This is a genomic window from Gordonia aichiensis NBRC 108223 (genome assembly GCF_000332975.1).
GTDB lineage: Bacteria > Actinomycetota > Actinomycetes > Mycobacteriales > Mycobacteriaceae > Gordonia > Gordonia aichiensis.
Genome location: NZ_BANR01000007.1, coordinates 92737 through 116950, shown reverse-complemented (window position 1 = coordinate 116950; position 24214 = coordinate 92737). Strand labels below are relative to the sequence as shown.

General features: G+C 65.2%; 20 protein-coding genes and 1 pseudogene. 10 read left to right on the top strand and 11 right to left on the bottom strand.

The features are described from left to right. Window positions 1-16: 16 nt before the first annotated feature. Window positions 17-919, top strand: coding sequence for a LysR substrate-binding domain-containing protein (locus GOACH_RS10745; RefSeq protein ID WP_005174419.1), 903 nt, complete (start codon window positions 17-19; stop codon window positions 917-919). Between the two features lie 4 nt (window positions 920-923). On the opposite strand, the gene GOACH_RS10740 is transcribed toward GOACH_RS10745, so the two are convergent. Beyond that, window positions 924-2513: a VWA domain-containing protein gene (locus tag GOACH_RS10740; RefSeq protein WP_005174416.1), complete on the bottom strand. Its 1590-nt coding sequence runs from the start codon at window positions 2511-2513 to the stop codon at window positions 924-926. A gap of 558 nt (window positions 2514-3071) precedes the next feature. Then, complete coding sequence (locus tag GOACH_RS10735; RefSeq protein ID WP_005174414.1) at window positions 3072-3509, bottom strand: type II toxin-antitoxin system Rv0910 family toxin; 438 nt, start codon at window positions 3507-3509, stop codon at window positions 3072-3074. Between GOACH_RS10735 and GOACH_RS10730 the strand changes: the two genes are divergently transcribed. Next, a complete protein-coding gene (locus GOACH_RS10730) occupies window positions 3487-4098 on the top strand; it encodes a DNA-3-methyladenine glycosylase (RefSeq protein ID WP_005174412.1) in 612 nt (203 codons plus the stop codon). The two genes, GOACH_RS10735 and GOACH_RS10730, sit on opposite strands and share 23 nt — an antisense overlap. A gap of 84 nt (window positions 4099-4182) precedes the next feature. Here the strand turns inward: GOACH_RS10730 and GOACH_RS10725 are convergent, their stop codons facing one another. From GOACH_RS10725 to GOACH_RS10715, 3 genes are all read right to left on the bottom strand, one after another. Then, the gene (locus GOACH_RS10725) at window positions 4183-4479 is read right to left on the bottom strand and encodes an antitoxin (protein WP_005174409.1); all 297 of its coding nucleotides are present in this window, start codon (window positions 4477-4479) and stop codon (window positions 4183-4185) included. A 108-nt stretch (window positions 4480-4587) separates the two neighbouring features. Continuing rightward, window positions 4588-7119 carry an HAD-IC family P-type ATPase gene (locus GOACH_RS10720; protein WP_005174408.1) on the bottom strand — a complete coding sequence of 844 codons (2532 nt, stop codon included), beginning with the start codon at window positions 7117-7119 and terminating at the stop codon, window positions 4588-4590. Continuing rightward, window positions 7116-8258 (bottom strand): MBL fold metallo-hydrolase, encoded by a 1143-nt coding sequence (locus GOACH_RS10715; RefSeq protein ID WP_040518361.1) that lies wholly within the window; start codon window positions 8256-8258, stop codon window positions 7116-7118. Before GOACH_RS10715 ends, GOACH_RS10720 begins: the two co-directional genes overlap by 4 nt. 169 nt (window positions 8259-8427) lie before the next feature. Here GOACH_RS10715 and GOACH_RS10710 point away from each other — a divergent pair, with 169 nt between their 5' ends. Together GOACH_RS10710 and GOACH_RS10705 are read left to right on the top strand one after the other, a co-directional pair. After that, window positions 8428-9108, top strand: a complete 681-nt coding sequence (locus GOACH_RS10710; RefSeq protein WP_005174404.1) for a TetR/AcrR family transcriptional regulator — start codon at window positions 8428-8430, stop codon at window positions 9106-9108. Window positions 9109-9158: 50 nt separating this feature from the next. Beyond that, complete coding sequence (locus GOACH_RS10705) at window positions 9159-10241, top strand: XdhC family protein (protein WP_005174403.1); 1083 nt, start codon at window positions 9159-9161, stop codon at window positions 10239-10241. A gap of 40 nt (window positions 10242-10281) precedes the next feature. Here the strand turns inward: GOACH_RS10705 and GOACH_RS10700 are convergent, their stop codons facing one another. Next, a complete protein-coding gene (locus GOACH_RS10700; RefSeq protein WP_005174402.1) occupies window positions 10282-12108 on the bottom strand; it encodes a purine-cytosine permease family protein in 1827 nt (608 codons plus the stop codon). 176 nt (window positions 12109-12284) lie between these two features. After that, window positions 12285-13016 (bottom strand): enoyl-CoA hydratase, encoded by a 732-nt coding sequence (locus tag GOACH_RS10695; RefSeq protein WP_040518359.1) that lies wholly within the window; start codon window positions 13014-13016, stop codon window positions 12285-12287. Window positions 13017-13166: 150 nt separating this feature from the next. Between GOACH_RS10695 and GOACH_RS10690 the strand changes: the two are divergent. The 5 genes and pseudogenes from GOACH_RS10690 (at window position 13167) to GOACH_RS10670 (ending at window position 17597) form a co-directional block, all read left to right on the top strand. Then, window positions 13167-14296: pseudogene (locus GOACH_RS10690) on the top strand (NAD(P)-binding domain-containing protein). Between the two features lie 138 nt (window positions 14297-14434). Then, entirely contained in the window at window positions 14435-14800 is a 366-nt protein-coding gene (locus GOACH_RS10685) for a helix-turn-helix transcriptional regulator (protein WP_040518357.1), read from the top strand. Between the two features lie 3 nt (window positions 14801-14803). Beyond that, window positions 14804-15472, top strand: a complete 669-nt coding sequence (locus tag GOACH_RS10680) for a hypothetical protein (RefSeq protein ID WP_005174397.1) — start codon at window positions 14804-14806, stop codon at window positions 15470-15472. Beyond that, window positions 15469-16371 carry an ABC transporter ATP-binding protein gene (locus GOACH_RS10675; protein WP_005174396.1) on the top strand — a complete coding sequence of 301 codons (903 nt, stop codon included), beginning with the start codon at window positions 15469-15471 and terminating at the stop codon, window positions 16369-16371. The genes GOACH_RS10680 and GOACH_RS10675 overlap by 4 nt, the downstream gene beginning before the upstream one ends. Continuing rightward, window positions 16368-17597: an ABC transporter permease gene (locus GOACH_RS10670; RefSeq protein ID WP_005174395.1), complete on the top strand. Its 1230-nt coding sequence runs from the start codon at window positions 16368-16370 to the stop codon at window positions 17595-17597. The genes GOACH_RS10675 and GOACH_RS10670 overlap by 4 nt, the downstream gene beginning before the upstream one ends. An 841-nt stretch (window positions 17598-18438) precedes the next feature. Here GOACH_RS10670 and GOACH_RS10665 read toward each other — a convergent pair. Beyond that, the gene (locus tag GOACH_RS10665; RefSeq protein ID WP_005174394.1) at window positions 18439-19902 is read right to left on the bottom strand and encodes an MFS transporter; all 1464 of its coding nucleotides are present in this window, start codon (window positions 19900-19902) and stop codon (window positions 18439-18441) included. A 128-nt stretch (window positions 19903-20030) separates the two neighbouring features. Here GOACH_RS10665 and GOACH_RS10660 point away from each other — a divergent pair, with 128 nt between their 5' ends. After that, window positions 20031-21113, top strand: a complete 1083-nt coding sequence (locus GOACH_RS10660) for an Lrp/AsnC family transcriptional regulator (RefSeq protein ID WP_005174393.1) — start codon at window positions 20031-20033, stop codon at window positions 21111-21113. Here the strand turns inward: GOACH_RS10660 and GOACH_RS10655 are convergent. From GOACH_RS10655 to GOACH_RS10645, 3 genes are read right to left on the bottom strand one after another with little or no spacing between them, the layout of a single operon-like run. Continuing rightward, window positions 21065-22345 (bottom strand): cryptochrome/photolyase family protein, encoded by a 1281-nt coding sequence (locus GOACH_RS10655; RefSeq protein ID WP_005174390.1) that lies wholly within the window; start codon window positions 22343-22345, stop codon window positions 21065-21067. The genes GOACH_RS10660 and GOACH_RS10655 overlap by 49 nt on opposite strands. A 60-nt stretch (window positions 22346-22405) precedes the next feature. After that, a complete protein-coding gene (locus GOACH_RS10650) occupies window positions 22406-22774 on the bottom strand; it encodes an FKBP-type peptidyl-prolyl cis-trans isomerase (RefSeq protein WP_005174388.1) in 369 nt (122 codons plus the stop codon). A 46-nt stretch (window positions 22775-22820) separates the two neighbouring features. After that, entirely contained in the window at window positions 22821-24143 is a 1323-nt protein-coding gene (locus GOACH_RS10645; protein ID WP_005174386.1) for a citrate synthase, read from the bottom strand. Window positions 24144-24214 lie beyond the last annotated feature (71 nt).

Sequence of the window (24214 nt, the reverse complement as noted above, 5' to 3'; positions counted from 1 at the left end):
GCCGTACACTGCGGTGATGGAACTTCGCCACCTCCGCTACTTCCGTGCGGTCGCCGAAGAGCTGCACTTCGGGCGTGCCGCCGAACGCCTGCACATCGCGCAGCCGCCGCTGTCCCAGCAGATCCGACAGCTCGAGAACGAGCTCGGCTTTCCGCTCCTCGTCCGCACCACCCGCACGGTGGAACTGACAGCAGCCGGGCAGGCGTACCTCGAACGCACGGTGGCGATCCTTGACGCCGTCGACCACGCGGGCACGCACGCACGGCGGATCGCCGAGGGCAGGCAGGGGCGACTCGCGATCGGCTGCGTGGGGTCGGCCACCTACTCGCTACTCCCCCGCTTCGTGCGTGCGCTGCGCGAGGAGCTACCGGGCGTCGACGTCAGTGTGCGCGGCGAGATGCTCGCGCCGGCTCAGATCGCGGCACTCCTGGCGGGCGACATCGATCTCGCGCTGCTGAGACCGCCGATCACCGCGCCCGAGGTCATCGTCACCCCCGTACGCCGGGACAGACTGCTCGTGGCCCTCCCCGACAGTCACGAACGGGCAGGCCGACCCGACGTCGCGCTCGCCGATCTTCACGACGACGACTTCATCTCCCATGCAGGCCAGGGGCGTTCGGTGATGCACACCCAGTTGGCCACGCTGTGTGCCGCTGCAGGCTTCGTACCGCAGATCCGACACGAGGTGCAGGAGACGTCGACGCTCGTCACCCTCGTCGCGGCAGGTCTCGGGGTCGCGGTGGTTCCCGAACCGACCGCGGCTCTCGGGGTCGCGGGCGTGCGTTACCTACCGATGACTCCCGAACCCGATCCCGTCGACCTGGCCGCGGCGCGCCTGGTGACGGCCGATGCCCCGATCGTCGACCGAGCGCTGCACGTGCTCCACGACGTCGCAGACGACTGGTCGCCGGCCACCTGATCGGTCAGCGCCCGGCGGCCTCGACGCGTGCACGAATGGCGTCGACGAACACGGTCTTGATGTCGCCGGCGGTCTTCGCCACGTAGGACGTGCCCCCGGTGGCGTCGGCGATCTGCCTGAGCGAGTCGGTGTCGGCGTCGTCGGAGATGCCGATGGTCAGAACCAGCACGGGGCGCGCCGGGTCCTCGAGCTGCTTGAGCCGCGACAGCAACTGCTGGAGGCTGATGCTGTTCGGGTCCTCGTTCTGGCCATCGGTGAGGATGATGACGCTGTTGGAATAGCTCGGATCGTAGCTGTCCTGAACCTTCTTGAACGCCGCCAGCGTCGTGTCGTAGAGGCCGGTGCCGCCACCGAGTTCCGACGGTGCCAGACCCGACGTCACGGCGGCGGCGAGTTCGTCGCGGTGGGTTCCCCCGCCCGCAGCCGATGCGTCGAGCCGTCGAATCGGCGAGAGTTCTTTCCAGTCCTGTCCCGGGCCGCCCTTGTCGACGCCGAACGCCCACCCACCGATCTCGGTGTTGTTGGGGAACAGTTTCAGTCCTGTCAGTGACGCGTCGATCGTCAACTGAGCTCGCGTCTCGTCGCCGTCCCTCTCGGCCATGGACCCCGACGTGTCCTCGACGACCAGTGTGCGAATCGGGACGCCGAGTACCTGCCACTGGCGCAGTGCCTTGTCGACCTGTGACGGGTCCTTGAGTTGCAGCACCGTCAAACCCTTGTTGTCACCGGGCTTTCGGAATCCGGCATCGGTGACTGACGAAGCGCCGTCGCCGGCGGTGATCGCATCGGCGAGTTCTTTGCCCGCCGCTGTTGCCGTCTCCGCGCGCGACGACGGCGCGGTGTTGACGAGTGGATAGTCGAGCATCACTGTGCCGTCGTCGGGGATCGACGACGTGAGTTTCGATCCGGGATGCGTCCGGGTGAACAGCGTGAGTTGCTGCTCTGTGGTGACGACCGGTGTCGTGGACGTGTTCGCGAGGTTGAGTCGGGTGCCCTCGTTGTCGTTGGCAAGACGCGCGTTGTTCTGCTGCACCGCAAGGACTGTCATCGCGTCGATCAGATCGTCGTTGCCGAGTGTGCCCGCGTCGACCTCGGCGAGCGCTCCGACGATCGGTGCGTCTCCGGTGCTGGTGTCGATCGGGTTGCCCGCGCGCAGCCCGTCGAGCTTCATCACCTCAACCCAGTTCGACAGGTGACCGATTTTGGTGCCCGCCACGACCGTCGGCGTCGCGGCGATCGACGGCGACACGGTGTCGAGGTCGCGACGGACCTGGGCGATCACTCGACGTGCCTGCTGTGAGGAGTCGGGAACCCACAGGTCGGGAGCTTTGTCGCCGCTGGTGAGCAGGCCTGGGACGTCGGCCCCGGCCACCGCAGTGACGGTGTAGTCATAACAGGAGTCCGACGAGAGCTTCGACGTCGCGTCGGCGACCGCATCCCTGATCGAGGGGTCGGCGGCAACACTGACCGCCGTGCGATCGCCGCAGCCACCGACGATCCCCGACTTCCAGATCGCGATGCCACCGACGATCGCGACCACCACCAGTAGCGCGACCGCGCTCCACAGCCACAGTCCACGCCGACCGCTGCGCACCTCACGATGCTCGAATCCGAACCCGTCGCCCGACCCGCTCTTCCGCGTGGACCTGCTGCCGCGCTGGACTGCCTGACGACCCGAGTCGGACTGCGCGGCTTGACGACCCGTATCCGGCCGACCTGCCGAGGAGGCGGGCTGAGAGGGCGAGGGTTGTGATTGCTTGGACGGAGATCGAGTGGACCGAGATTGCGCGGGTGACCGAGGCGGCACGGGCTGTGACGGCGTGGGCTGTGACGGCGTGGGCGGCCGACGGGGCGGGAGCGGCTGCCCCTGCGAGGCGTCGGGCGCTACCGGCGGCCTCGCTGCCTGGGGGCGAGGAGGCTGGGGACGAGGGGGCTGCGGACGCGGAGGCTGGGGACGAGGGGGCTGGGGCGTCGCTGCCTGGGAACGAGGGGGTTGGGCGCCCGGATCGCGGCGCGCCTCGCCCCGGTCGCGACGCGAATCGTCGAAACCCTGCCCGTCGGAATCGGAGTCGGAAAAGTGCCGCCCCATTGTCGTGCGTCCCCCTGTGTCATCGACGCTGTCGCGCCGGAGTCTCCTGCGGTCGAGCGTGCGCTACGCGAAGACCTCGCGGAAGGTGGCCAACGACTTCGTCAGATCGCCGGAGACGGCCATTGCCGCTGCCTTGCATGCTGGTCCGATCAGCGGCAGGCCACCCAGATCAACAGTGAAGACTACTGACGAGCCGGTCTCCGTGGGCGAGATGACGAGATCCAGTTTCGCTTTGACCCCACCCTTGCCGTTGCCCTTGAGTCGGACCTGGCTCGTCGGTTCGTAGGTGTCGACGACCCAGTCGAACCGGATGCGGGTGCCCTTCACCTTCACAATGGACGAGACCTTGGTGCCCGTCGCGAGCTCACCAGGGCCGGGCAACGGCGAACGCCACGCGTCGTGCAGGATCAGCCACTCCGAGTACCGACTCAGATCCGATGCCGCCGACCAGGTATCTTCCGGGGAGAGATCGACCTCGATGGAGCCGCTCGTCTTAGCCATGGTTCGTCAGCCTAGCGTCACCACCGCCGCCCGCTGCCTGCTGGGCCGATTTCTGCGCGGGCACGACGTGACCGTCAGGATCACCGAGGTCGAGGCTTACGCCGGCCCACACGATCCGGCGTCGCACGCCTACGTCCGAACGCCCCGCTCCGAGATCATGTACGGACCGCCATCGCGCCTGTACGTGTACCGCATCCACGGCCATCACTGCGCCAACGTGGTGACCGGACCCGACGGCGAGGCGTCGGCCGTGTTGCTTCGTGCCGGTGAGGTCGTCGACGGCCTCGACATCGCGATTCGCCGACGCGGCGAACACATCGCGGCGTCGAAACTTGCTCGCGGTCCCGGGAATCTGACCCGGGCGCTCGGGATCACGATGGCCGATCTCGGCGTCGACCTCGACGCTGCCGGGTCACGAGGAGTTCGACTTCTCACCCCCGGTGAGATCGACGGCCAAGCGCCGACTCCGGTCGCGATCAGTTCAGGTCCGCGGGTGGGGGTACGACGCAACGCCGACGTCGCGTGGCGCTACTGGATCACCGACGATCCGACGGTGTCGGCCTACCGACGTCATCCCCGGGCCGAATAGAGCGGGCGCAGAGACAGAAGTTGCGGTTGCGGTCGGTCACCTGTAGTGACGACCGATCGCAACCGCAACCTGGTTCGAACCTGCTCAGCCGTTGGCCGGGGGCTGCTGCTCGTTCGCAGGCTTCTGTTCCGCCGGGTTCTGTGGGGCCGGGTTCTGGGGGGCCGGGTTTTGGGGGTTCTGGTTCTGCGGGGCCGGGTTCTGCTGCGCGGACTTGTCACCCTCAACGCCGACGGCCTTGCGCGCCGCATCCTGGGCCTTGTCGACCTTGTCGGCGTACTTGCCGCCGGTCGCCTTGTCGATGGCGTCGCCGCCCTTGTCGATCAGGCTCGGGTTGCCCCGCAGTGCTTCCTTGGCCTTGTCCACGAGTCCTTTGAGATCCATGTCTTCTCCTCGTCACCGCTCTGCGTCATCGCTGTGCGGGTCGGGTTCGCGCAGCCCGGTCGGCCACGTCACAGTGCCGTCGAGTCTAGGACCATCGAAGCGGTGAGGCTATGACCCCGCAAGGCCGGCCGCGGCGACCTCCTCGGCTTCCGTACGGGCAGCCTCCTGTTTCGCGACGATGCGCGGCCCGATGCGCGACATGATCTCGACGGCGACGATGCCGACCGCCGCCGAGATGAACGCCACGGAGTTCATCTGCCAATTCGACGAGTCGAGCTTGAACATGTGCTGGGTGAACGGCCACGAGAAGATCAGCACGTACGCGCCCGCCGACGCCGCGATGAGCAGCACCTTCCACCACGTGTAGGGGCGCGCGACCACAGCGAGGACGTACACGGCGATCGCGATCAACGTGATCAGCGTTGCGGTCGCGGCCTCTGTCTGATGCGGCGACAGTTCCACCGAGTCGCCGCCGAGCGAGTTGCCCTCACCACCGGGATTGACGATCAGATACGTGACGAAGGCACAGAGTCCGACGATGATGCCGTTCGGCACCGCCTGCGTGAGCACACGCCGCACGAAACCGGGACGCGCGCGCTCGTTGTTGGGTGCCAGCGAGAGGATGAACGCGGGGATACCGATGGTGAACCACGCGGTGATCGTCACGTGGATCGGCTGGAACGGGTAGCTGATCGACGGTGTGCCGAACAACTTCGCCCCGAGTCCCGCGATGCCGACGAACAGTGCGAGCAGCACGGCGTAGACGGTCTTGGTGAGGAACAGATTGGAGACGCGCTCGATGTTGCCGATGACCCGCCGACCCTCCCCCACCACGTACGGCAGAGTGGCGAACTTGTTGTCCAACAACACGATCTGCGCCACCGCCCGAGCAGCCGAACTGCCCGACCCCATCGCGACTCCGATGTCGGCGTCCTTGAGGGCAAGGACGTCGTTGACACCGTCGCCGGTCATCGCGACGTTGTTGCCGTCGGATTGCAGCGCGCGCACCATGGCACGTTTCTGGTCGGGCCTGACCCGACCGAACGTCACACCCTGTTCGACGGCGTGCGCGAGCTGGTTCGGTTCGGTCGGCAGTTCGCGGGCGTCGACCGAGGTGTCGGGCGAGCCGAGGCCGAGAGACTCCGCGACGGCCCCGACGGAGCGGGCGTTGTCACCGGAGATGATCTTGACCGAGACGTCCTGCTCTTCGAAGTAGTCGAGGGTCGGGCGCGCGTCGGTCCGTACGCGCTGCTCGAGCACGACGAGCGCGACCGGTGTCAGATGGCCCGGCGTCGCAGAGCCTGTTTCGGGTTGGGTGTCGACCGGAACGTCGATGCGCGCGAGGAGAAGGATGCGTAACCCTTGCTCACCGAGTTCGCTCGCGACGCGTGCGGGTTCGGACTCGTCGTCGAGCAGCACGTCGGGCGCACCGAGAACCCAGTTGCCCGCGTCGTGGCCGTCGGCATCCACGAACGACATGCCGCTCCACTTCTTGGCGGAGGTGAACGGTTCGACGGCCGACGTCGACCACTCGGGGGCGTCGCCGTAGGCCTCGCCGATGGCCTGCATGCTCGCGTTGGGGCTGCGGTCGTTCTTCGCCAGTGCCGCAAGCACCTGTTCGGCCTGGGTTCGACGTTCCGCGTGGGCCGTGCCGTCGTCGACGTGTCCGTTCTCGTCGATCGTCCGCAGCTCGGACAGGCGCATACCGTTCTCGGTGAGGGTGCCGGTCTTGTCGGCGCACACGATGTTGACGCGGGCCAGTCCTTCGATTGCGGGCAGTTCGTTGACCAGGCATTGGCGCTGGCCGAGCCTGATGACACCGACCGCGAACGCGATCGACATCATCAGCACGAGTCCTTCGGGAACCATCGGCACGAGCGCCGCCACCATGCCGAGCAGCGACGCACGTAGTCCGTTGTTGCTGATGAACAGCTGGTTGACGATGGTGAGCAACCCGGCGGGAATGAGAAGCCAGGTGATGACCCGCAGGATCTGGTTGATCCCCGAGCGCAGCTCGGACTTGACCAGCGTGAACTTCGACGCCTCCGACGCCAACTGCGCCGCGTAGGCGTCGGCGCCGACCTTGGTCGCGCGGTAGGCGCCGGCCCCCGATACCGCAAAGCTCCCCGAGAGCACCTTGTCGCCGACGGATTTGTCGATGGGATCGGCCTCGCCGGTCAGCAGTGATTCGTCGACGTCGAGCACGTAGGACTCGACGATCTCGCCGTCGACCACGATCTGGTCGCCTGCCCCGATCTCGATGATGTCGTCGAGGACCACCTCGTTGGGCGGGATCTCGGAGACCTCGCCATCGCGTCGTACGCGCGGTTTGGCCTGACCGACGATGGCGAGTTTGTCGAGGGTCTTCTTGGCCCGGATCTCCTGAATGATGCCGATGCCGCTGTTGGCGATGATCAGCAGACCGAAGAGCCCGTTGATGAGTGAACCGGTGAACAGCACGATCGCGAACAGCACGCCCAGGATGGCGTTGATCCGCGTGAAGACGTTGGACCGGATGATGTCGCCGACCGAACGCCCGGAGCGGTCGGGCATGTCGTTGACCTTGCCGTCGGCGACCCGCGCGGCGACCTCGTCGGCGGTGAGCCCGCGCTCGGGTGCCGTCGTGTTCTGCTCGCTCACGCAGACCTCTCCCACCAGTCAGGTGTACGCAGTCCGGTGCCGTCGCGTTTCACGACATCGATGGTGCCACCCGGTTGCGGCACCACGACCGACGTGTTGTGTCGTTCTGCGGCGGGTAGGAGACGGGTGATGGGATCGGCCCACGAGTGCCGAGCGAGGCTGAACGTCGCCCAGTGGATGGGCACGAACACCGAGTCGGCACCTGCGTGACCCGAGACCATCCGGTGCACTGCGACGGCTTCTGCCGGGTCGACGTGAACCTCCGGCCATGCGGTGTCGTATGCGCCGACGGCGATCAGTGTGAGGTCGAACGGCCCGTGCCGGGCGCCGAGTTCTTCGAAGCGTTCGCTGTAGCCCGTGTCGCCGGAGAAGAAGAACCGATGCTCGGGACCGACGACCGCCCAGCTGGCCCACTGCGTGAGGTTGCGGGTGAGTCCGCGTCCGGAGAAGTGTCGAGCCGGTCCGCAGAAGAAGTCGATTGCAGTTGCCGACGGCCCGCAGGAGACCGACACGCTCTGCCAGATGTCGGCCTGCCTGATGCGGTCGGCGGCGATGCCCCACCCGACGAGGTGCGCGGCAACCCCCACCGGCGCGACGAACACCGCTGCGGGCGACGCATCTGCCAGAGCGACGACGGTGTCCATGTCCAGATGGTCGTAATGGTCGTGGCTGAGCAGAACGACGTCGATCGGCGGAAGGTCGGCTACCGTCACCGGACAGGGGTGCAGACGGGCGGGACCCACCTGCTGCCATGGAGAACATCGTTGGCTGAACACCGGATCGGTGAGGATCCGGGTGCCGTCGAGTTCGACGAGTGCCGACGCGTGCCCGAGCCACGTGACGGTGAGCCTGCCGGGTGCGGCGTCGAAGCGCGGCACGGTGACGAGGACCGGCCGCTTCGGTCTCCCGGGGCCGCGTGCCATGTCGAGCGCCACCTGAAAGTCGGGTCCGACCCCGAACGCCGATGGTTCCGGATTGGCGAATGCGCCGTCGACGAGATACTCCGACGACTCGACGTAGGGTCGGATCGCGTCTCGGTCGGCACCGAGCGCGCGGGCCGCGGGTAGCCCGGCGGCCGAGAGTGCACCCGTGGCGGAGTCGGCGACCCGAACCCCTGCTTCGGCGAGACGACCGATCATGAGCGGGGCCCCGTACAACGCAGAGTGGTGACTCGAAGGGCATTCGGCGTCCGGCGGGAACTCCATGCGACCATTCCGCCACACTATCGCCTCGCCTCCACTTCGCACCGACATGAGCGCCATGACATGGGCAGGAGCAGTTTCGGCGGACAATTGTTCACTGAAAGGCATGGGCACTGATAGGATTCCGTCACCTATCCGTTTCAACTGGGGAGTGAACGGTCCGTTGGCTCGGATGTCCGTCGACGACAGACGCACAGCACTTGTCGAATCCGCCTATCGCGTGATCGCCGATCACGGCGTGGAGGGCGCTACCACCAGACGCATCTGTGCGCATGCCGGGATGCCGCTCGCGAGTTTCCACTACGCATTCGAAAGCCGTACCGCACTGCTCTGGGCGGTCATGGAAAAGGCTGTACCCGAGGATGTTTCGCTGATGCTGGAGTCACTGCTCCCGATCGGCGGATCGTCGTCGGCGGTGGGTGTCGAGGCGATGCGCACAAAGATGTTCGAGCAACTCGATGCGTTCTACATGCTGCTGAAGGCCGACCCGGGACGGCTACAGGCCACCATTTCTCTCGGCATCTATGCGCACAATCATCCCGAGTTGCAGCCCGCGGGTAAGCAGATGTACGAGCATCTGTATGGCCTTGCGGCGCAAGGATTAGCTGCTGCCGGAGAGCAAGCGCAGATCACGTGGCTCACACCCGTCGAGCAGATCGCGCCCGTGTTCATCGCGAACATCATCGCGATCACCCTGGTCTATCTCTCAACTGCCGACGACAGCGCACTCGGTGCGATCGCCGAGTCGCTGGTGCGTGATGTCATGACGCACGTCGCTTCGCGCTGAGCTCGTCGGGTCGAGTGGCGCAACCGAGCCACCGCGCCGACACTGGGACGATGCGTGATGTTCTGCCGGTGGTGATCGACCGCCTCGCCCGCGGGCCGGTGGCCATCGCCCGCATCATCGGCACGAGCGGTCCCACGCCACGCGCTGTGGGGGCGGCGATGGCCGTCACCGCCGACGGCGAGGTCATCGGATCGCTCTCGGGTGGCTGTGTCGAATCCGCCCTCGTCCACACCTGCACCACCGTGCTCGACAGTGGCGAAGCCGTCGTCGAACACTTCGGCATTGCCGATGCCGACGGTATCGAAATAGGCCTGACCTGCGGCGGAACCCTCGAGGTGTTCGTCGAGCGGGTCACCGCCGATCGTCGCCGTGCCCTGGATGAACTGGCGGGGCACCTCGCCGCGGATCGTCGAGTGGCGTGGGCGACCACGCTGGGATCCTCGCCCGAGTGGCATATCACGACGTCGCCGACGACTCGGTGGCGTCGGCTCGATCACGACGTCGCCGACCTCCTCGCGTCGGGTCGCAGCGGCATCATCGGTGTCGATGACTGCGACGACCCGACGATCTCCGGGGACGCCCGACCGCGGACCTTCGTGCACACCTTCGCCGCTCCCCCGAGGCTCATTCTGGTGGGCGCCAACGACTTCGTGCGGGCGACCAGCAGTATCGGCCGATCGCTGGGCTACCGCGTCACGGTCGTCGACGCTCGGCCGGTATTCGCAACGCGCGCACGCTTTCCCGATGCGGACGAGGTGGTCGTCGACTGGCCGCACCGCTACCTGGAGGCCGAGATCCGTTCGGGCACTGTCGACGCCACCACCGCGGTGTGCGTGATGACTCACGATCCCAAGTTCGACGTCCCCACACTGCGGGTGGCGCTCGCCGACTCCCGTGCGGGTTTCGTCGGAGCACTCGGCTCGCGGAGAACGGTCACCGATCGCAACGCGCGGCTCATCGAATCCGGTATGGCCCCAGCGGAACTGGATCGACTGCGCTCGCCGCTGGGGCTCGACCTCGGCGGGCACACCCCGGCAGAAGTGGCCGTGTCGATCGCGGCGCAGCTGATCGCCGAGCGTCACGACGCCTCGACCAGGGCCCTACACACGACGTCGGGTCCGCTCCATCACTGAAGCGGACCCGACGTCGAGTTGATCGGCGGCGCAGTGGTTTCTACGCGTCTTCCTTCGGAGCCTCTGCAGGCGTGCCCGACGTCGACGATGTGGCGTTCTCGGTACCCGCCGCCGGAATGTCGGTGGTCATCGACATCACATCCTGAGCCGGCAGCACGTGCTCACCGGTCTTGTCGCAGGAGAGCGCGAGCGAACTGATGTACTGCTTCTCGCCGTTCGGTCCCGGTACCGCCGAGGCGATCATGTCCGGACGCTCGAACTCGATGTTGGTGACGCAGCACAGCAGTTTCTCGTCGGTGGGGTTGCCGTGTTCGTCGTACATCGGGATGTCGATGCCGTCGTCGACGCGACGCAGGTAGTACTTACCCTTCGTCGCCACCGCGAAGATCGGGGGAAGGACAATCGCGAGCACCAGCGCCACCAGCGGCGAGTACGGCTGAATGGCGTCGCCGAATACGTGGAAGTACACCAGGATCGACGCACCCGCCGAGATCAGGAGCGAACCGAACCCGACAGGGTTGACGCTGTAGATCATGCCGCGTCGGAACTCCGGCTGCTTGGGCGAGATGCCCAGGATGTACTTGTTGACCACGATGTCGGAGGCGACGACCGCAATCCACGCAATACCGCAGTTGGCGTAGAAGTTCAGCAGGTTGTTGAGGAAGCTGAACATGTTGGCTTCCATCAGCACGATCGCGATGATCACGTTGAAGAACAGGAAGACGAGGCGGCCGGGGTAGGTCTTGGTGACGCGGGTGAACGCGTTGGTCCAGGCCAGTGACCCCGAGTAGGCGTTGGTCACGTTGATCTTCACCTGGCTGATCACCACGAGGATGACGGCGAGGGTCAGGGCAAGCCAGTGCGGCAGGAAGTCCTGGTAGATCTCGACGAACTGATGAACAGGCTGGTTCGCGATGCCCGCATTGTCGACGCTGATGCCGATCAGGTAGACGGCGAGGAACAGACCGACGATCTGCTTGAGAGCACCGAAGAACACCCAGCCAGGCCCGGCGATGAGCGTTGCGGCCCACCACTTTCGCTTGTTGTCGGGGGTACGGGGCGGCATGAAGCGCAGGTAGTCGACCTGCTCGGCGATCTGCGCGATCAGTGACAGACACACACCCGCGGCGAGCATGGTGCCTGCGAAGCTGACACCCTTGCCCGCCGGATTGCCGTCGCCATCGACGCCGCTGAATGCGAAGAAGTCGCCGATGGCCGACGGATGCTTGATGACCAGGTAGATGAACGGCAGCACCATCATGACCAGCCACAGCGGGGTGGTCCACACCTGCAGTTTGGCTAGTGTGTTCATGCCGTAAATGACCAGCGGGATGACCAACAACGACGAGACCAGATAGCCGATCCACAACGGTATGTGCAGCCCCAGCTCGAGACCCTGGGCCATGATGGAACCCTCGAGGGCGAAGAAGATGAACGTGAACGATGCGAAGATGACGTTCGTCAGCACCGAGCCGTAGTAGCCGAAACCGCTTCCGCGCGTGATGAGGTCGAGATCGATGTTGTATCGCGCCGCGTAGAAGGCCAACGGGTAGCCGGTGACGACGATGACCACGGCGAAGAACAGAATGCCCCACAGCGCGTTTCCGGTGCCGTTGGCGATGCCGATGTTGGCGCCGATCGCGAAGTCGGCGAGGTAGGCGATGCCACCGAGCGCGGAGATGGCGACGACGCCTGGACCCCACTTGCGGTAGCTGCGGGGCGCAAAGCGAAGGGTGTAGTCCTCGAGAGTTTCTCGCATGGCCGCGGCCTGTGCACCGGTTGCGATGATGCTGTGTTCGGCGTTCTCTATCTCGCCGACCTCGTCGGCGACCTCGCCGACGGGTTCGTGATGCTTATCGGTGGCCATCGGCCCTCCTGCGTGATCCGAGTTACAGACCGGCCCAACGTACGGAGGTCATGTTTCGGTGAGTTACTCAGAATGTTTCACGCAGGAAAACTAGACATCACACGGACGAGGCCTCCGCGGTGTGACACCGTGCACCCCGCGGAGGTTGCTGCGTTCGGCGAAAGCCGTTGTCCGATCTACTTTCCCGTGAATTTCGGCTTTCTCTTCTCGGAGCGCGCCGCGCGGCCTTCTGCGAGGTCGTCGCTCTCCCAGGCTCGACGCATCGCGGCCTGCCGTTCGGCAGGCGCTTCGTCACGTGCGCCGTCACCGTTGAGCACCAGTTTGTAGTGCTGCAGTGTCAGTGGCGCGAGTTCGGCGATGGTCGACGCCCAGTGCTGCGCATCGGTGAGGTCGCCGATCCGGTTGGCGAACCCTAGTGCATGTGCACGGTCGGCCGACAACGGATCGCATCCGATGAGCATGCCCCGGGCCTGGCCGGCACCGACGAGCGAAACAAGACGTCGGATGGTCCATTCATCTACGGCCACACCCAATTTCGCAGCCGGGATACCCGCAAGGGCGTCGGGTGCCATCACTCGTAGATCGGCTGCCATGGCCAGTTGCAGTCCCGCGCCGAGTGCCGAACCGTTGAGGGCGGCGATCACGGGTACGGGAACCGACTCGATCCGACGCAGTGTGGCGATGAGCTTTTCGAGGAAAGCGGGGTCATACACCGGACCCGAGAGATCGGCGCCCGCGCTGAACACGCTGCCACGACCGGTCACCACGATGGCCCTGGTGCCCGCGTCGACGGCGTCTGCGAACGCCGTGGCCAGGCCGTCCACCATGTCCTCGTCGAGTGCGTTGCGCTTGTCCGGACGATCGAGCTCGATCGTCGTCACCGAACCTTCTGCATGCGAGTGGATCATGGGCGAAGCGTACCCACGACCAGCGCGGCGCGGTGGAGTTGGGCCGGATGTTGACGTCACGGTTGTGGTGGCAGCCCGAGGCCCCGACCGGACCCAAGTACGGTCATTGAGGTGAGCGCTGCATCGCATGGCACGGTTGTCGACGCCGATCTGGTTCCGGATCGACACTCCGACGTACTGGTCATCGGCGGCGGACAAGCGGGGTTGTCGGCGGCGTACTTCCTGCAGCGGTTCGGCCTCGAGAACCGGTACCAACTTCTCGATCACTCGCCCGGTCCCGGCGGTGCGTGGCAGTTCCGGTGGCCGACACTGACGCTGTCGGGCACCAACCGCGTGCACGACCTCCCCGGCTACGGACTCAATGAGGCCGTCGGCGTCGATCGCGACGAGTTTCCCGCGTCGACGGTGGTTCCCGAGTACTTCGCACGGTATGAGCAGAAGTTCGGCCTGCGGGTGCGTCGCCCGGTCGACGTGCGATCCGTCGAGCGTGAGGGGGACGTGTTCCGGGCCACCCTGGGTGGTCGCCTGCGCGGACAGGTGATCACCGCACGCACACTCATCAACGCGACGGGAACATGGGAGCGACCGTTCATCCCGCACATCCCGGGTGCCGAGACGTTTCGCGGCAAGCAACTACACACCCACGACTACACGGGTCCCGAGGAGTTCGCCGGTCAACGCGTACTGGTAGTGGGCGCCGGGATCTCGGCGGTCGGGCTGCTGATCGAGATTGCTCGACAAGCTCCCGGCGTTCGACGTTCTGGTGTTCACGTACCAGGCCGCACTTCGACCCCCACCCGTTCTCTCCCGAGTTGGGTCGCGAAGCCGTTGCGCGCGTGGAACGTCGGGTGCGAGCGGGTCTTCCGCCGACGTCGGTGGTGTCGGTGACCGGACTCGCACTGACACCGGCGATCGAAGCCGCGCAGCGCGACGGCATTCTCGACGAGTGGCGACCGATGTTCACACGCATCACCGAGACCGGGGTCTGCTGGGACTGTGGGGGCGGGTCGACTGGCGCGGAGGTGTCCGCGGGTGAGCACCTCGACGTCGACGTCATTTTCTGGAACACGGGATTTCGCAGCGCACTCGACCATCTCTCACCGTTGCATCTGCGGGGACCGGGCGGCGGGATCGTGATGACCGGTCGTCTCGCGACCACCGTGGCCGACGATCCGCGTATCCAATTGATCGGCTATGGGCCATCGGCGTCGACCATCGGTGCCAATCGGGCCGGCCGCGAGGCCGCGCGCAACGTCGCCGACATCCTCGCCGCCGGCTGATGTGCGCGGCCGGGTAGAGGGGTGCGGCCGGGTAGAGAGGTGCGGCCGGTAGTCCGCAGGCGATTCTCTCGACTCACTTGAGTCCGTGCGATGCTCCCAGCCTTGACATAGTGTTGTGTTTTCACAACACTATGTCGTGTGAGTCCAGTGCGGCGGGGAGAAAAGCTCCCCATCTACAACCGGATCGGTGTGCTGCGCGCCGAGCGGAGGATGTCTCGCGCCGACCTGGCCGGGCTGGTCGGGATCAACGTCCAGTCGGTCGGTGCGCTCGAGCGCGGCGACAACTATCCCAGCCTCGACCTCGCGTTTCGCATCTGCGATGTGTTCAATCTGCCGGTTGAGGCGGTGTTCAGCCGGACCGAGTTCGGCGCCATGTCGGCGGAGTTGTACGGCCGACCCGCAGAACGACCGCGTGAGGATGCGGTCCCGACCAATCATGGTCCGGCCGGCGCCGAACCATCGAGTGCAGATCCGTCCACTCCCCACTCGTCCACGGAGGTCTGACCCATGCACGACCCCAACTCCGCGATCCCCGACGACGCCAAACCCGCGCTGTGGCTACGCTACGACGAATGGCGCGGTGAGCGGCACCGTCAGTTCATCGAACGGCACGCGCACAAGCTCGTGGGCTGGCGCAGACGTACCGTCTATCGGCGCCTCGTCGTCGTGCAGGCCATCTGCGCGTTCCTCGTGCTGGTCGGTGCGGTCATCGCGTTCTTCTCACGCCAGTGGTTCATCATCCCGCTGGGCGTGGGGATACTCGGCGCGCTGGCCTGTCAGCGACTACTGCGGATCGTCACCGGCTCGGTCGGCGACGCCCCGGTGTCGGCGCTCGATGAAATTCAGTTGGCGCAACGGAATTCGGCACGTTCCATCGCCTACTTCGCCTTGTTCACGCTGATGTTCATCCCGTACATCATCCTCGTCACGCTCGGCGGATTCGACGAGGTGCGCGGCCAGTACGTCTACGGAACCGGAATGCTGCTCATCGCATTGGTTCTCGGCGCGGTGTTCATTCCATCGATGCTGACCGCATGGTGGATGGCCGACGTCGACCCGGAGGACCTCGAAATCGGCAGCGGCGTCGGTCTCGATGGAGACCTTGGCTCACACATTGATCCGGGCGTTCGACACGATTCCGAACTTCACACCAACCAGGGAAGGAACCCGTCATGAACGCAGGAGCGCTCACGGTTGACGGACTGTCCAAACGCTATGGCGACGTCGTCGCACTCGACGACATGACCTTCGCCGTCGCCCCCGGCGAGATCTTCGGTTTCGTCGGCAGCAACGGGGCAGGTAAGTCGACGACGATGCGCATCATTCTCGGTGTGCTCGAACCGGATTCGGGACGGGTGACGCTCGGCGATGCTCCCATCGACCTCACCACGCGGCGTCGGATCGGATACATGCCCGAGGAGCGTGGTCTCTATCCGAAGATGAAGGTCGGTGAACAACTCGTCTTTCTCGCGCGCCTGCACGGAATGAGCGCCGACCAGGCAGGCGAGAGTGCACGACGCTGGACCCAGCGACTCGGCGTCGACGAACGTTACGACGACAATGTCGCCGACCTCTCGCTCGGCAATCAGCAACGTGTGCAACTCGCCGCGGCACTCGTCCACGATCCGGACGTACTCGTGCTCGACGAACCGTTCTCCGGACTCGACCCGGTGGCGGTCGATGTGATGAGTGATGTGTTGAAAGAAAAAGCAGCCGAGGGCATCCCGGTGATCTTCTCCTCACATCAGCTCGATCTGGTGCAGCGGCTGTGTGATCGCGTCGGGATCGTCGTGAAGGGAAAGATGCTTGCGCTGGGCGCTGTTGACGATCTGCGTACGCGGGCGGGGGTGATCCTCGAGGTCGACGGTCCGCAGTCGACGACCCGCTGGGCAGACGACTGTCCAGGGGTGCTGGAGGCCGACTATCAACCGAACGGTGCCCGGCTGCGCGTCGATCCTGCTGCGCTCGACGACCAGACGGTACTCGACCGCGCGTTGGCCAACGGCCCGGTACACCGATTCGCCCGAACCACCCCCAACCTGACCGAACTGTTCCGAGAGGTGGTGACGGCATGACCTCCCACGACCCCAACCACGCCACGGCCGTGCACGGTGCGAGCGCCATGCAGTCCATTCGCCTTGTGGCACAACGCGAAATAGTTACGCGCGCCAAGACAAGGTCATTCATTCTGAGCACTGTGGCCCTGATGCTGGTGATCGTCGTCGGATTGATCATCTGGAAAGCGATCTCCGGTGGCGGCACAGACCCGGAACGCGTGGGCCTCGCGGGCGACAGCTCACTGTCGACGACGATCACACAACTGGGCGACGCCAGTGGCACGCCGATCACCGTCGTATCGATCGATTCCGGCCCGGATGCGTTGTCGCAGGCGCGTAGCGGCGTCGAATCCGGTGATCTCGATGCGGCCGTGGTGCGCGGTTCCGGCGAGTCGTACGACATCGTCAGCAAGACCGGACTGTCCGACACGATGTCGGGTGTATTGCGCGGTTCGATCCAGCAGCACGAATTGTCGCAAGGCCTCGCGGCGCGTGGTGTCGACGCGGCATCGCTGCCGACCCCGACCATTACCAGTGTTCAGACAACCCCCGACAAGCCCGACAAGACTCAGCGCATCGTGATCGCGCTTGTCGGTGCCATTTTGCTTGTCACGGCCATCATGTTGGGCGGCAACATGATAGCCGTGGGCGTCGTCGAGGAGAAGACGTCGCGGATCGTCGAACTCCTACTCGCGACGGTCAAACCGCTGCACCTGATGTGGGGCAAGATCCTCGGGATCGGTGCGGTCGCGCTGGGCCAGGTGGTGATCCTCGGCCTGACCGCTCTGATCGCAGGCCTGGCCACCGGGATGCTGACAATCGCAGGCACCGCCGTCTGGATGTTCCTCGCGGTCCTGGTGTGGTTCCTGCTCGGCTACCTGTTCTTCGCAACTCTGTATGCCGCTGCAGGAGCGCTGGTCTCGCGTCAGGAAGAACTGGGTTCGACGATCATGCCGCTCACCGTGCTCTCGATGGCGGTGATGTACGCGGGCATCTTCGGGGTGCAATCATTGCAGTCGACGTTCATCGAGGTCCTGACGTGGATTCCCCCGTTTTCGGCGGTGCTGATGCCGATCCGTATCGCCACCGGCGACACCAACGCCATGCAGATCGTCATCACCCTGATCCTGATGCTGTTGGCCTGCGCCGCCGCGACCTGGTTTGCTGCGCGCATCTACCAGCAATCGATCCTGCGCACCGGCAGCCGCGTCAAGTGGTCCGAGGTGCTGTCGATGGCGCGGTAGGGGCGGGGCCGGCGGGGCCGGACCTGCTCCCGGCGGGGCCGCACCTGCTCCCGGCGCGGGGCGGGTCTCCGCGCGGGACAGGTCTGGGCGCGGCCCGGAGCTCTGAGCCTGGCGCCGAAACCCACGGAAGAGTGTCGCCAGGTCGCGGAACCGGCTGCGAAACCCGCGGAAGAGCGTCGCCAAGTCGTCGGGCGGCGCCGAAACCCGCGGAAGAACGTGGCCAGGTCGCGGAACCGGCTGCGAAAACCCGCGGAAAGAACCTTTCCCCGAGAATCTGGCCCTTCCCCGAGAAACAACACGGAGAAGAGCCAGAAACCCACGGAAACGATCCGCCCCTATATTTTTCGGGCAGAGCTGACTCCTCCCCTAGGAACAAACTCGCGGAAGAGTGCCGCGGGTCGCGGAGCCAGCGTAGGTGGGGCGAGGAATAGTACTGCGAGGCAGGAGCCGATGCGGGAAGTCGGGGAAAAGTACTGCGGGGCCTGAGGTCTGGTGCCAAAACCCGCGGAAGAGCGTCGCAGCTCGCGGCGTCGGGCCAAAGTCTGCGGAAGAGCGTCGCCAGGTCGCGGAGTCGGCCTCAAAATCTGCGGAAGAGCGTCGACACATCGCGGAACCGGCGCGAAACCCGCGGAAAGAATCCTTCCCCCAGAATCTGACTCTTTCCCGCAAAACAACACGGGGAAGAGTCAGGAACGCGCGGAAAGAATGTTTCCCCTACTTTTCGCAGCCGGGGTGCACCCTTCCCCGACTTTTGGCCGCGCGGACCCACCTTTCCCCGACTTGCACCCGCACGCGGCGGAGACGCCCAGCAGCCCGGACGACACACCGACCACACGAAACCTCACGCGACGGCCGGGGCACTCGCGCCCTCGCTCGACGAGTCACCTCGGGCGTCGGGGGTCGGTGCCGGGCCGTGCGGCACGAAGTCACGGCTGCGGATCAGCAGGAGTGCGGCCACACCTCCGAGCAGTGCGACCGCGCCGCTGATCCAGAACAGCGTGTTGAGGGCTTCGGCGTAGGCGGCGCGTGTGCCGCCGGCGGGGTTCTCGCGCATCGAGGAGCTCAGCTGCGAGCTGAACGCCGTGCCGTAGACCGCAATACCGACGGCGATGCCGATCTGCCGGAAGGTCGTGTTGATCCCCGACGCCATGCCGGAGCGATGGACGTCGACGACGCCGACCGCGGTTGCGGCCAGTGGCGGGTTGACCAGACCGCTTCCGATGCCCGCGACGATCAGACCTGGAATCAGATGCGTCCACGACGAATCCTTGTCGAGTCCGGCCATCACGAACAGGCCGACGCCGACGATGATCAGACCGGGGCCGATCAGCCAGCGCACAGGCATCTTCTCCGAGAGACGTCCGGCGAGCGTCGCACTGACCATGGTGCAACCCGACATCACGAGCAGACGCAGACCCGTCTGCAAGGCCGAGTACTGCAGACCGTCCTGCAGGTAGAGCACCACGTACAGCAGCATCGCGAACAATGAGCCGTTCATCGCGAACGCGGCGATCAGTCCACCGGTGAAGGTCGGAATGCGTAAGAGAGACAGGTCGAACATGGGCTCGTCGGCCCGCACCTCGATGACGACGAACACCACCAGCAATACCGCGGCGGCGATGAACGAACCGACCACGACACCGTCGCTCCACGACCGCTGTCCGGCTTCGGTGAAGCCGTACACCAGGGCGACCAGGCCCGCAGTGAACGAGATGACACCCGGCCAGTCGATCCGTCGCGCGTGGGGCGATCGCGACTCGTCGACCATCTTCCAGGTGATGAGCAGCGCGACGATACCGATGGGCAGGTTGACCAGAAAGATTGCGCGCCAACTGACCCCGGTGGTCAGTACACCGCCGAGGATGGGTCCGAGAGCGGTCGACACGCCCGTGACCGCTCCCCACGCACCGAACGCGACGCCGCGTTCCCGACCGTGGAAGGTCGACGCGAGCAGTGCGAGCGACGTCGAGAACAGCGCGGCGCCGCCGATGCCCTGCAGAGCGCGGGAGACGATCAGCATGACCGGGTCCTGAGCGACACCGCAGAGTAGCGAACCGAGTGTGAAGATCACCAGTCCGATCGAGAAGATCCGCCGTCTACCGAACTTGTCGGCGATCGACCCGGACGTCAGCAGCAACGACGCCAGCGCGAGTGCGTAGGCATCGGTGACCCACTGCAACTGGCTGAAGCTCGCACCGAGTGCTGTCTTGATGTCAGGAAGAGCGACGACGACGATCGTAACGTCGAGCAGCAGCATGAAGGTCGCCGCGCAGACGACGACAAGCGTCCACCATTTACGTTCCATGAGGTGAGTCCCTTTCGAGAAGTTAGCCCGAAATCCGTGCGTCAGCGCACGTCGAGCGGCGTGACCCAAGTGTGATCTCGACTCGGCAGTAAGTCGCCGGGACACCCTGATTCCGTAGGATCATGGATATGGGAGCCACAGCTTCGCCGGAATCCTCCATTCTGGACAGCCTGGACACGAGAATCGCTCGCGCGATACAACTGTCTCCGCGAGCGTCGTTTCGTGAGATCGCCGATGTCCTCGGAGTGGCGGAGCAGACAATCGCCCGTCGCTATCGGCGACTACGCCGCGACGGACTCCTGCGGGTCACCATGGCGACCGATCCGCGCGCGACAGGCAACTCGACGTGGCTCGTGCGGGTGCGGTGCCGACCAGAGGGAGCCGACGCGATCGCCACGGCGCTCGCAGCGCGCGACGACGTGTCGTGGGTCTCGATCTACGAGGCAGGCTGGGAGATTGTCTTCAATCTGCGCGCGGCAGAACCCTACGAAGGTATGGAACTGCTGACCCGCACCCTCCCCAAGGCAGCACCTGTCCTCGATGTGCGGCCCGCGGTCGTGTTGCACACGTATGTCGGTGGCGCACCCACGGATTGGGAGGGCTGGCACGATGCACTGACCCGTCCGGAAGCCACTGCGCTTGCCGCGACAAGGATTCGACGAGGACCCGAGGACGGGACGTCGTCGACGACCATCGATCGCACCGATCGCGCGATCATCGATGTCCTGAGCCGTGACGGCCGAACGTCGTACACCGACCTCGCACGAGCAGTCGGGTCGACGCCCGGAAAGGTGACCCGACGCGTCGAACAACTCGTCTTCTCGGGGATCGCCTACTTCGACGTCGACCTCGCCACCGCAGCGATGGGGCGAGATGCCATCGCGATCTGGCTGACGGTCCAACCCCGACATCTGGCTGCCGTGGGCGAAGCGTTGGCAGCACATCCCGATGTTCCGTTCGCGGTCGCTGTCACGGGGCAGGCCAACCTGTCTGCGAGCGTGATGGTGCGGGATACCGACGGACTGTACCAATTCGTCACCGACGTACTCGGATCACTCGACGGCATCACCGGATACGAGATGCTTCCACTACTGGCACGTGTGAAGAACGCCGGTTCGCTGGTCAGCGGGGATCGCCTTGCGCCGCCGAAGGTGTCAACGTCTCAGATCTCGCCGAAACGCCGGAGTGCCTCTTCGCGTTCGGCCTTGTGATCGACAATGGGGTCCGGGTAGTCGTCGGTGCCGAACTCGGGAATCCAGCGTCGGATGTAGTCACCGTCCGGATCGAACTTCTTGGCCTGAGTTTCCGGGTTGAACACTCGAAAGTACGGTGCCGCATCGGTTCCCGTGCCTGCCGCCCACTGCCACCCGTGCTGGTTCGATGCCATGTCGCCGTCGGTGAGCTGGTCGAGGAAATGCCGTGCACCCCACCACCACGGGAGGTGAAGATCTTTGACGAGAAACGACGCCGCGATCATGCGCACCCGGTTGTGCATGAATCCGGTTTCGCTCAGTTGACGCATCCCGGCGTCGACGAGCGGAAATCCGGTTCGACCCTCTCGCCAGGCATCGAAACGCTTCTCGGCGGCTTTGCCGGTGTCGAGCGAGATGTCGTCGAACTGATCATTCCAGTTGTGCCACAAGCTCTTCGGCCAGTGATAGAGCACGTCGGCGTAGAAATCACGGAATGCGAGCTCACGCAGATACGCCTGCGCCGACTTCGACTTGCCCAGATCGTCGGCCATCGTGCGCGGGTGGATGTTGCCGAACTTCAGGTACGCCGACATCCTGCTCGACGCGTCGAGGTCGGGGCGGTCGCGGTCGGAGTCGTATCCCGAGAGGTCGTCGTCGATGAACGCACGCCAGCGCTCGAGTGCCGCGTCTTCCCCCGCCGGAAGATCGAGGCGGACGGGAGCGGCCGGAATCCTGATGCGGCCCGACGGGCGAATGTCGCTGGGATTCAGCAGATTCGACGGCGCTCCCGTTGTCGCGGGCGACCGCCAACCGTGGTCGCCCCAGGCGCGGAAGAACGGTGTGAACACCTTGTACGGTGTGCCGTCGGTCTTGGTCACCCTGCCGGGCGAGACGAGATAGGGCGAGCCGACGGGTTGCCATTCGACGTCGTCGGACAAGGCCTCGGTGACTGCAGCGTCGCGGCGTCGACCGAACGGAGAGAAATCCTCGCTGACGTGCACAGAGCCTGCACCGACAGCGGCGGCCAGTCGCGGGATCTCCTCGTCTGGCCGTCCACGTACGACGAGGAGGTTGCCGTCGAGCTTGGCATCGAGCTCGCGCAGCGAATCGTAGAGGAAAGCGAGACGTCGTTCGCCCGATGACTTTTCGAGGCGAGGGTCGAGCACGAAACACACGAGCACCTGGCGCTTGTTGTCACCGATCGCCTCGCCGAGTGCTGGCAGGTCGTTGAGGCGGAGATCTCGCCTCAACCAGCACAACGCCGGTGCATCGGAATCCGATGCACCGGCATTGTCGCGTTGAGAGGCGATCTAACCCACACCCAGAAGGTCGATGACGAAGACCAGGGTCCGGCCGGACAGCCTGTGTCCGGCTCCCTCGGGGCCGTAGGCCAATCCGGGCGGGACGGTCAGCCGACGCCGGCCGCCGACCTTCATCCCGGGAATGCCCTGCTGCCAGCCCGGGATGAGCCGATCGAGCGGGAAGTTGGCCGACTGGCCGCGGTCCCAGGACGAATCGAACTCTTCACCCGACTCGAAGTCGACACCCACGTAATGCACGTCGACGACGTCGCTCGGCTTGGCCTCCTCGCCATCGCCGACGATGATGTCGGCGATCTCGAGCTCAGTGGGCGCAGGGCCCTCCTGGAACTCGACTTCAGGCTTCTCGGTGCTGGTCACGGGACTCTCCTTTGAGTCGTCGGGCGGTCAAGTCGATGCGACGAGCTCAGCGGTCGCCCATCGTGATGTAGTCGCGCTCGGGATACCCGGTGTAGAGCTGACGCGGGCGGCCGATCTTGGTTGCGGGATCGGTGTTCATCTCACGCCAGTGAGCGATCCAGCCCGGCAGACGTCCGAGTGCGAAGAGCACCGTGAACATGCGGGTCGGGAAGCCCATCGCCCGGTAGATGACGCCGGTGTAGAAGTCGACGTTCGGGTAGAGCTTGCGCGAGATGAAGTAGTCGTCGTTGAGGGCGACTTCTTCGAGTCCCTTGGCGATATCGAGCAGATCGTCCTGGACTCCGAGCGATTCGAGGATCGTGTCGGCAGTCTTCTTCACGATCGCGGCACGCGGGTCGTAGTTCTTGTAGACGCGGTGTCCGAAGCCCATGAGCTTCACACCGTCTTCCTTGTTCTTGACCTTGGTCATGAACGCCTTGGTGTCGCCGCCGGAAGCCTTGATGTCTTCGAGCATCTCGAGCACGGCCTGGTTGGCACCGCCGTGCAGCGGTCCCCACAGTGCGTTGATGCCACCCGAGATCGAGGTGAACAGGTTGGCCTGCGACGAACCGACCAGGCGCACCGTCGACGTCGAGCAGTTCTGCTCGTGATCGGCGTGCAGGATGAACAGCATGTCGAGGGCCTTGGCGACCTCCGGGTTGACCACGTAGGGCTCCGCGGGGAAGCCGAAGGTCATGCGCAGGAAGTTCTCCACCAATGACAGCGAATTGTCGGGGTACAGGAAGGGCTGCCCCGCCGACTTCTTGTATGCGTATGCGGCGATCGTCGGCAGCTTGGCCAGCAGACGAATCGTCGACAGCTCGACCTGCTCGGGATCCTTGGGATCGAGCGAGTCCTGGTAATACGCGCTCAGTGCATTGACCGCGCTCGACAGCACGGGCATGGGATGCGCGTTACGCGGGAAGCCGTCGAAGAAGCGCTTGAGATCCTCGTGCAGCAGGGTGTGCCGCTGGATCTTGTTGTTGAACTCCTCGAGCTGGCTCGGTGTCGGCAGTTCGCCGTAGATGAGCAGGTAGCTGACCTCGATGAAGGTCGACTTCTCCGCCAACTGGTCGATCGGGATACCCCGGTAGCGCAGGATTCCCGCTTCTCCGTCGATGTAGGTGATCGCGGACTTGCAGGCTGCGGTGTTGACAAAGCCGCCGTCGAACGTCGTGAGATCCGTTTCTGCGAGGAACTTGCCCAACGCAACCGAATCACTGCCCGCGGTGGCCTTGAGAATGGGAAGCTCGAGCTGCCCACCGGGGTAGATGAACGTCGACGAGGCGGTATCCGGTGCCGAGTCGGCGGGAGCTGTTTCAGCGGACACTCCAAAACCCCTTTACTCAGGTATGAGACCCACAGGTACATGTGACGCACTGTGAGTCGGACTCTCCGTTA

Bases quoted from the DNA above. Each gene is read 5' to 3' on its own strand.
- GOACH_RS10745 (WP_005174419.1), top strand. From the start codon at position 17: ATGGAACTTCGCCACCTCCGCTACTTCCGTGCGGTCGCCGAAGAGCTG.
- GOACH_RS10730 (WP_005174412.1), top strand. From the start codon at position 3,487: ATGGAGCCGCTCGTCTTAGCCATGGTTCGTCAGCCTAGCGTCACCACC.
- GOACH_RS10735 (WP_005174414.1), bottom strand. From the start codon at position 3,509: ATGGCTAAGACGAGCGGCTCCATCGAGGTCGATCTCTCCCCGGAAGAT.
- GOACH_RS10725 (WP_005174409.1), bottom strand. From the start codon at position 4,479: ATGGATCTCAAAGGACTCGTGGACAAGGCCAAGGAAGCACTGCGGGGC.
- GOACH_RS10715 (WP_040518361.1), bottom strand. From the start codon at position 8,258: ATGATCGGTCGTCTCGCCGAAGCAGGGGTTCGGGTCGCCGACTCCGCC.
- GOACH_RS10710 (WP_005174404.1), top strand. From the start codon at position 8,428: ATGGGCACTGATAGGATTCCGTCACCTATCCGTTTCAACTGGGGAGTG.
- GOACH_RS10705 (WP_005174403.1), top strand. From the start codon at position 9,159: ATGCGTGATGTTCTGCCGGTGGTGATCGACCGCCTCGCCCGCGGGCCG.
- GOACH_RS10700 (WP_005174402.1), bottom strand. From the start codon at position 12,108: ATGGCCACCGATAAGCATCACGAACCCGTCGGCGAGGTCGCCGACGAG.
- GOACH_RS10695 (WP_040518359.1), bottom strand. From the start codon at position 13,016: ATGATCCACTCGCATGCAGAAGGTTCGGTGACGACGATCGAGCTCGAT.
- GOACH_RS10680 (WP_005174397.1), top strand. From the start codon at position 14,804: ATGCACGACCCCAACTCCGCGATCCCCGACGACGCCAAACCCGCGCTG.
- GOACH_RS10675 (WP_005174396.1), top strand. From the start codon at position 15,469: ATGAACGCAGGAGCGCTCACGGTTGACGGACTGTCCAAACGCTATGGC.
- GOACH_RS10670 (WP_005174395.1), top strand. From the start codon at position 16,368: ATGACCTCCCACGACCCCAACCACGCCACGGCCGTGCACGGTGCGAGC.
- GOACH_RS10665 (WP_005174394.1), bottom strand. From the start codon at position 19,902: ATGGAACGTAAATGGTGGACGCTTGTCGTCGTCTGCGCGGCGACCTTC.
- GOACH_RS10660 (WP_005174393.1), top strand. From the start codon at position 20,031: ATGGGAGCCACAGCTTCGCCGGAATCCTCCATTCTGGACAGCCTGGAC.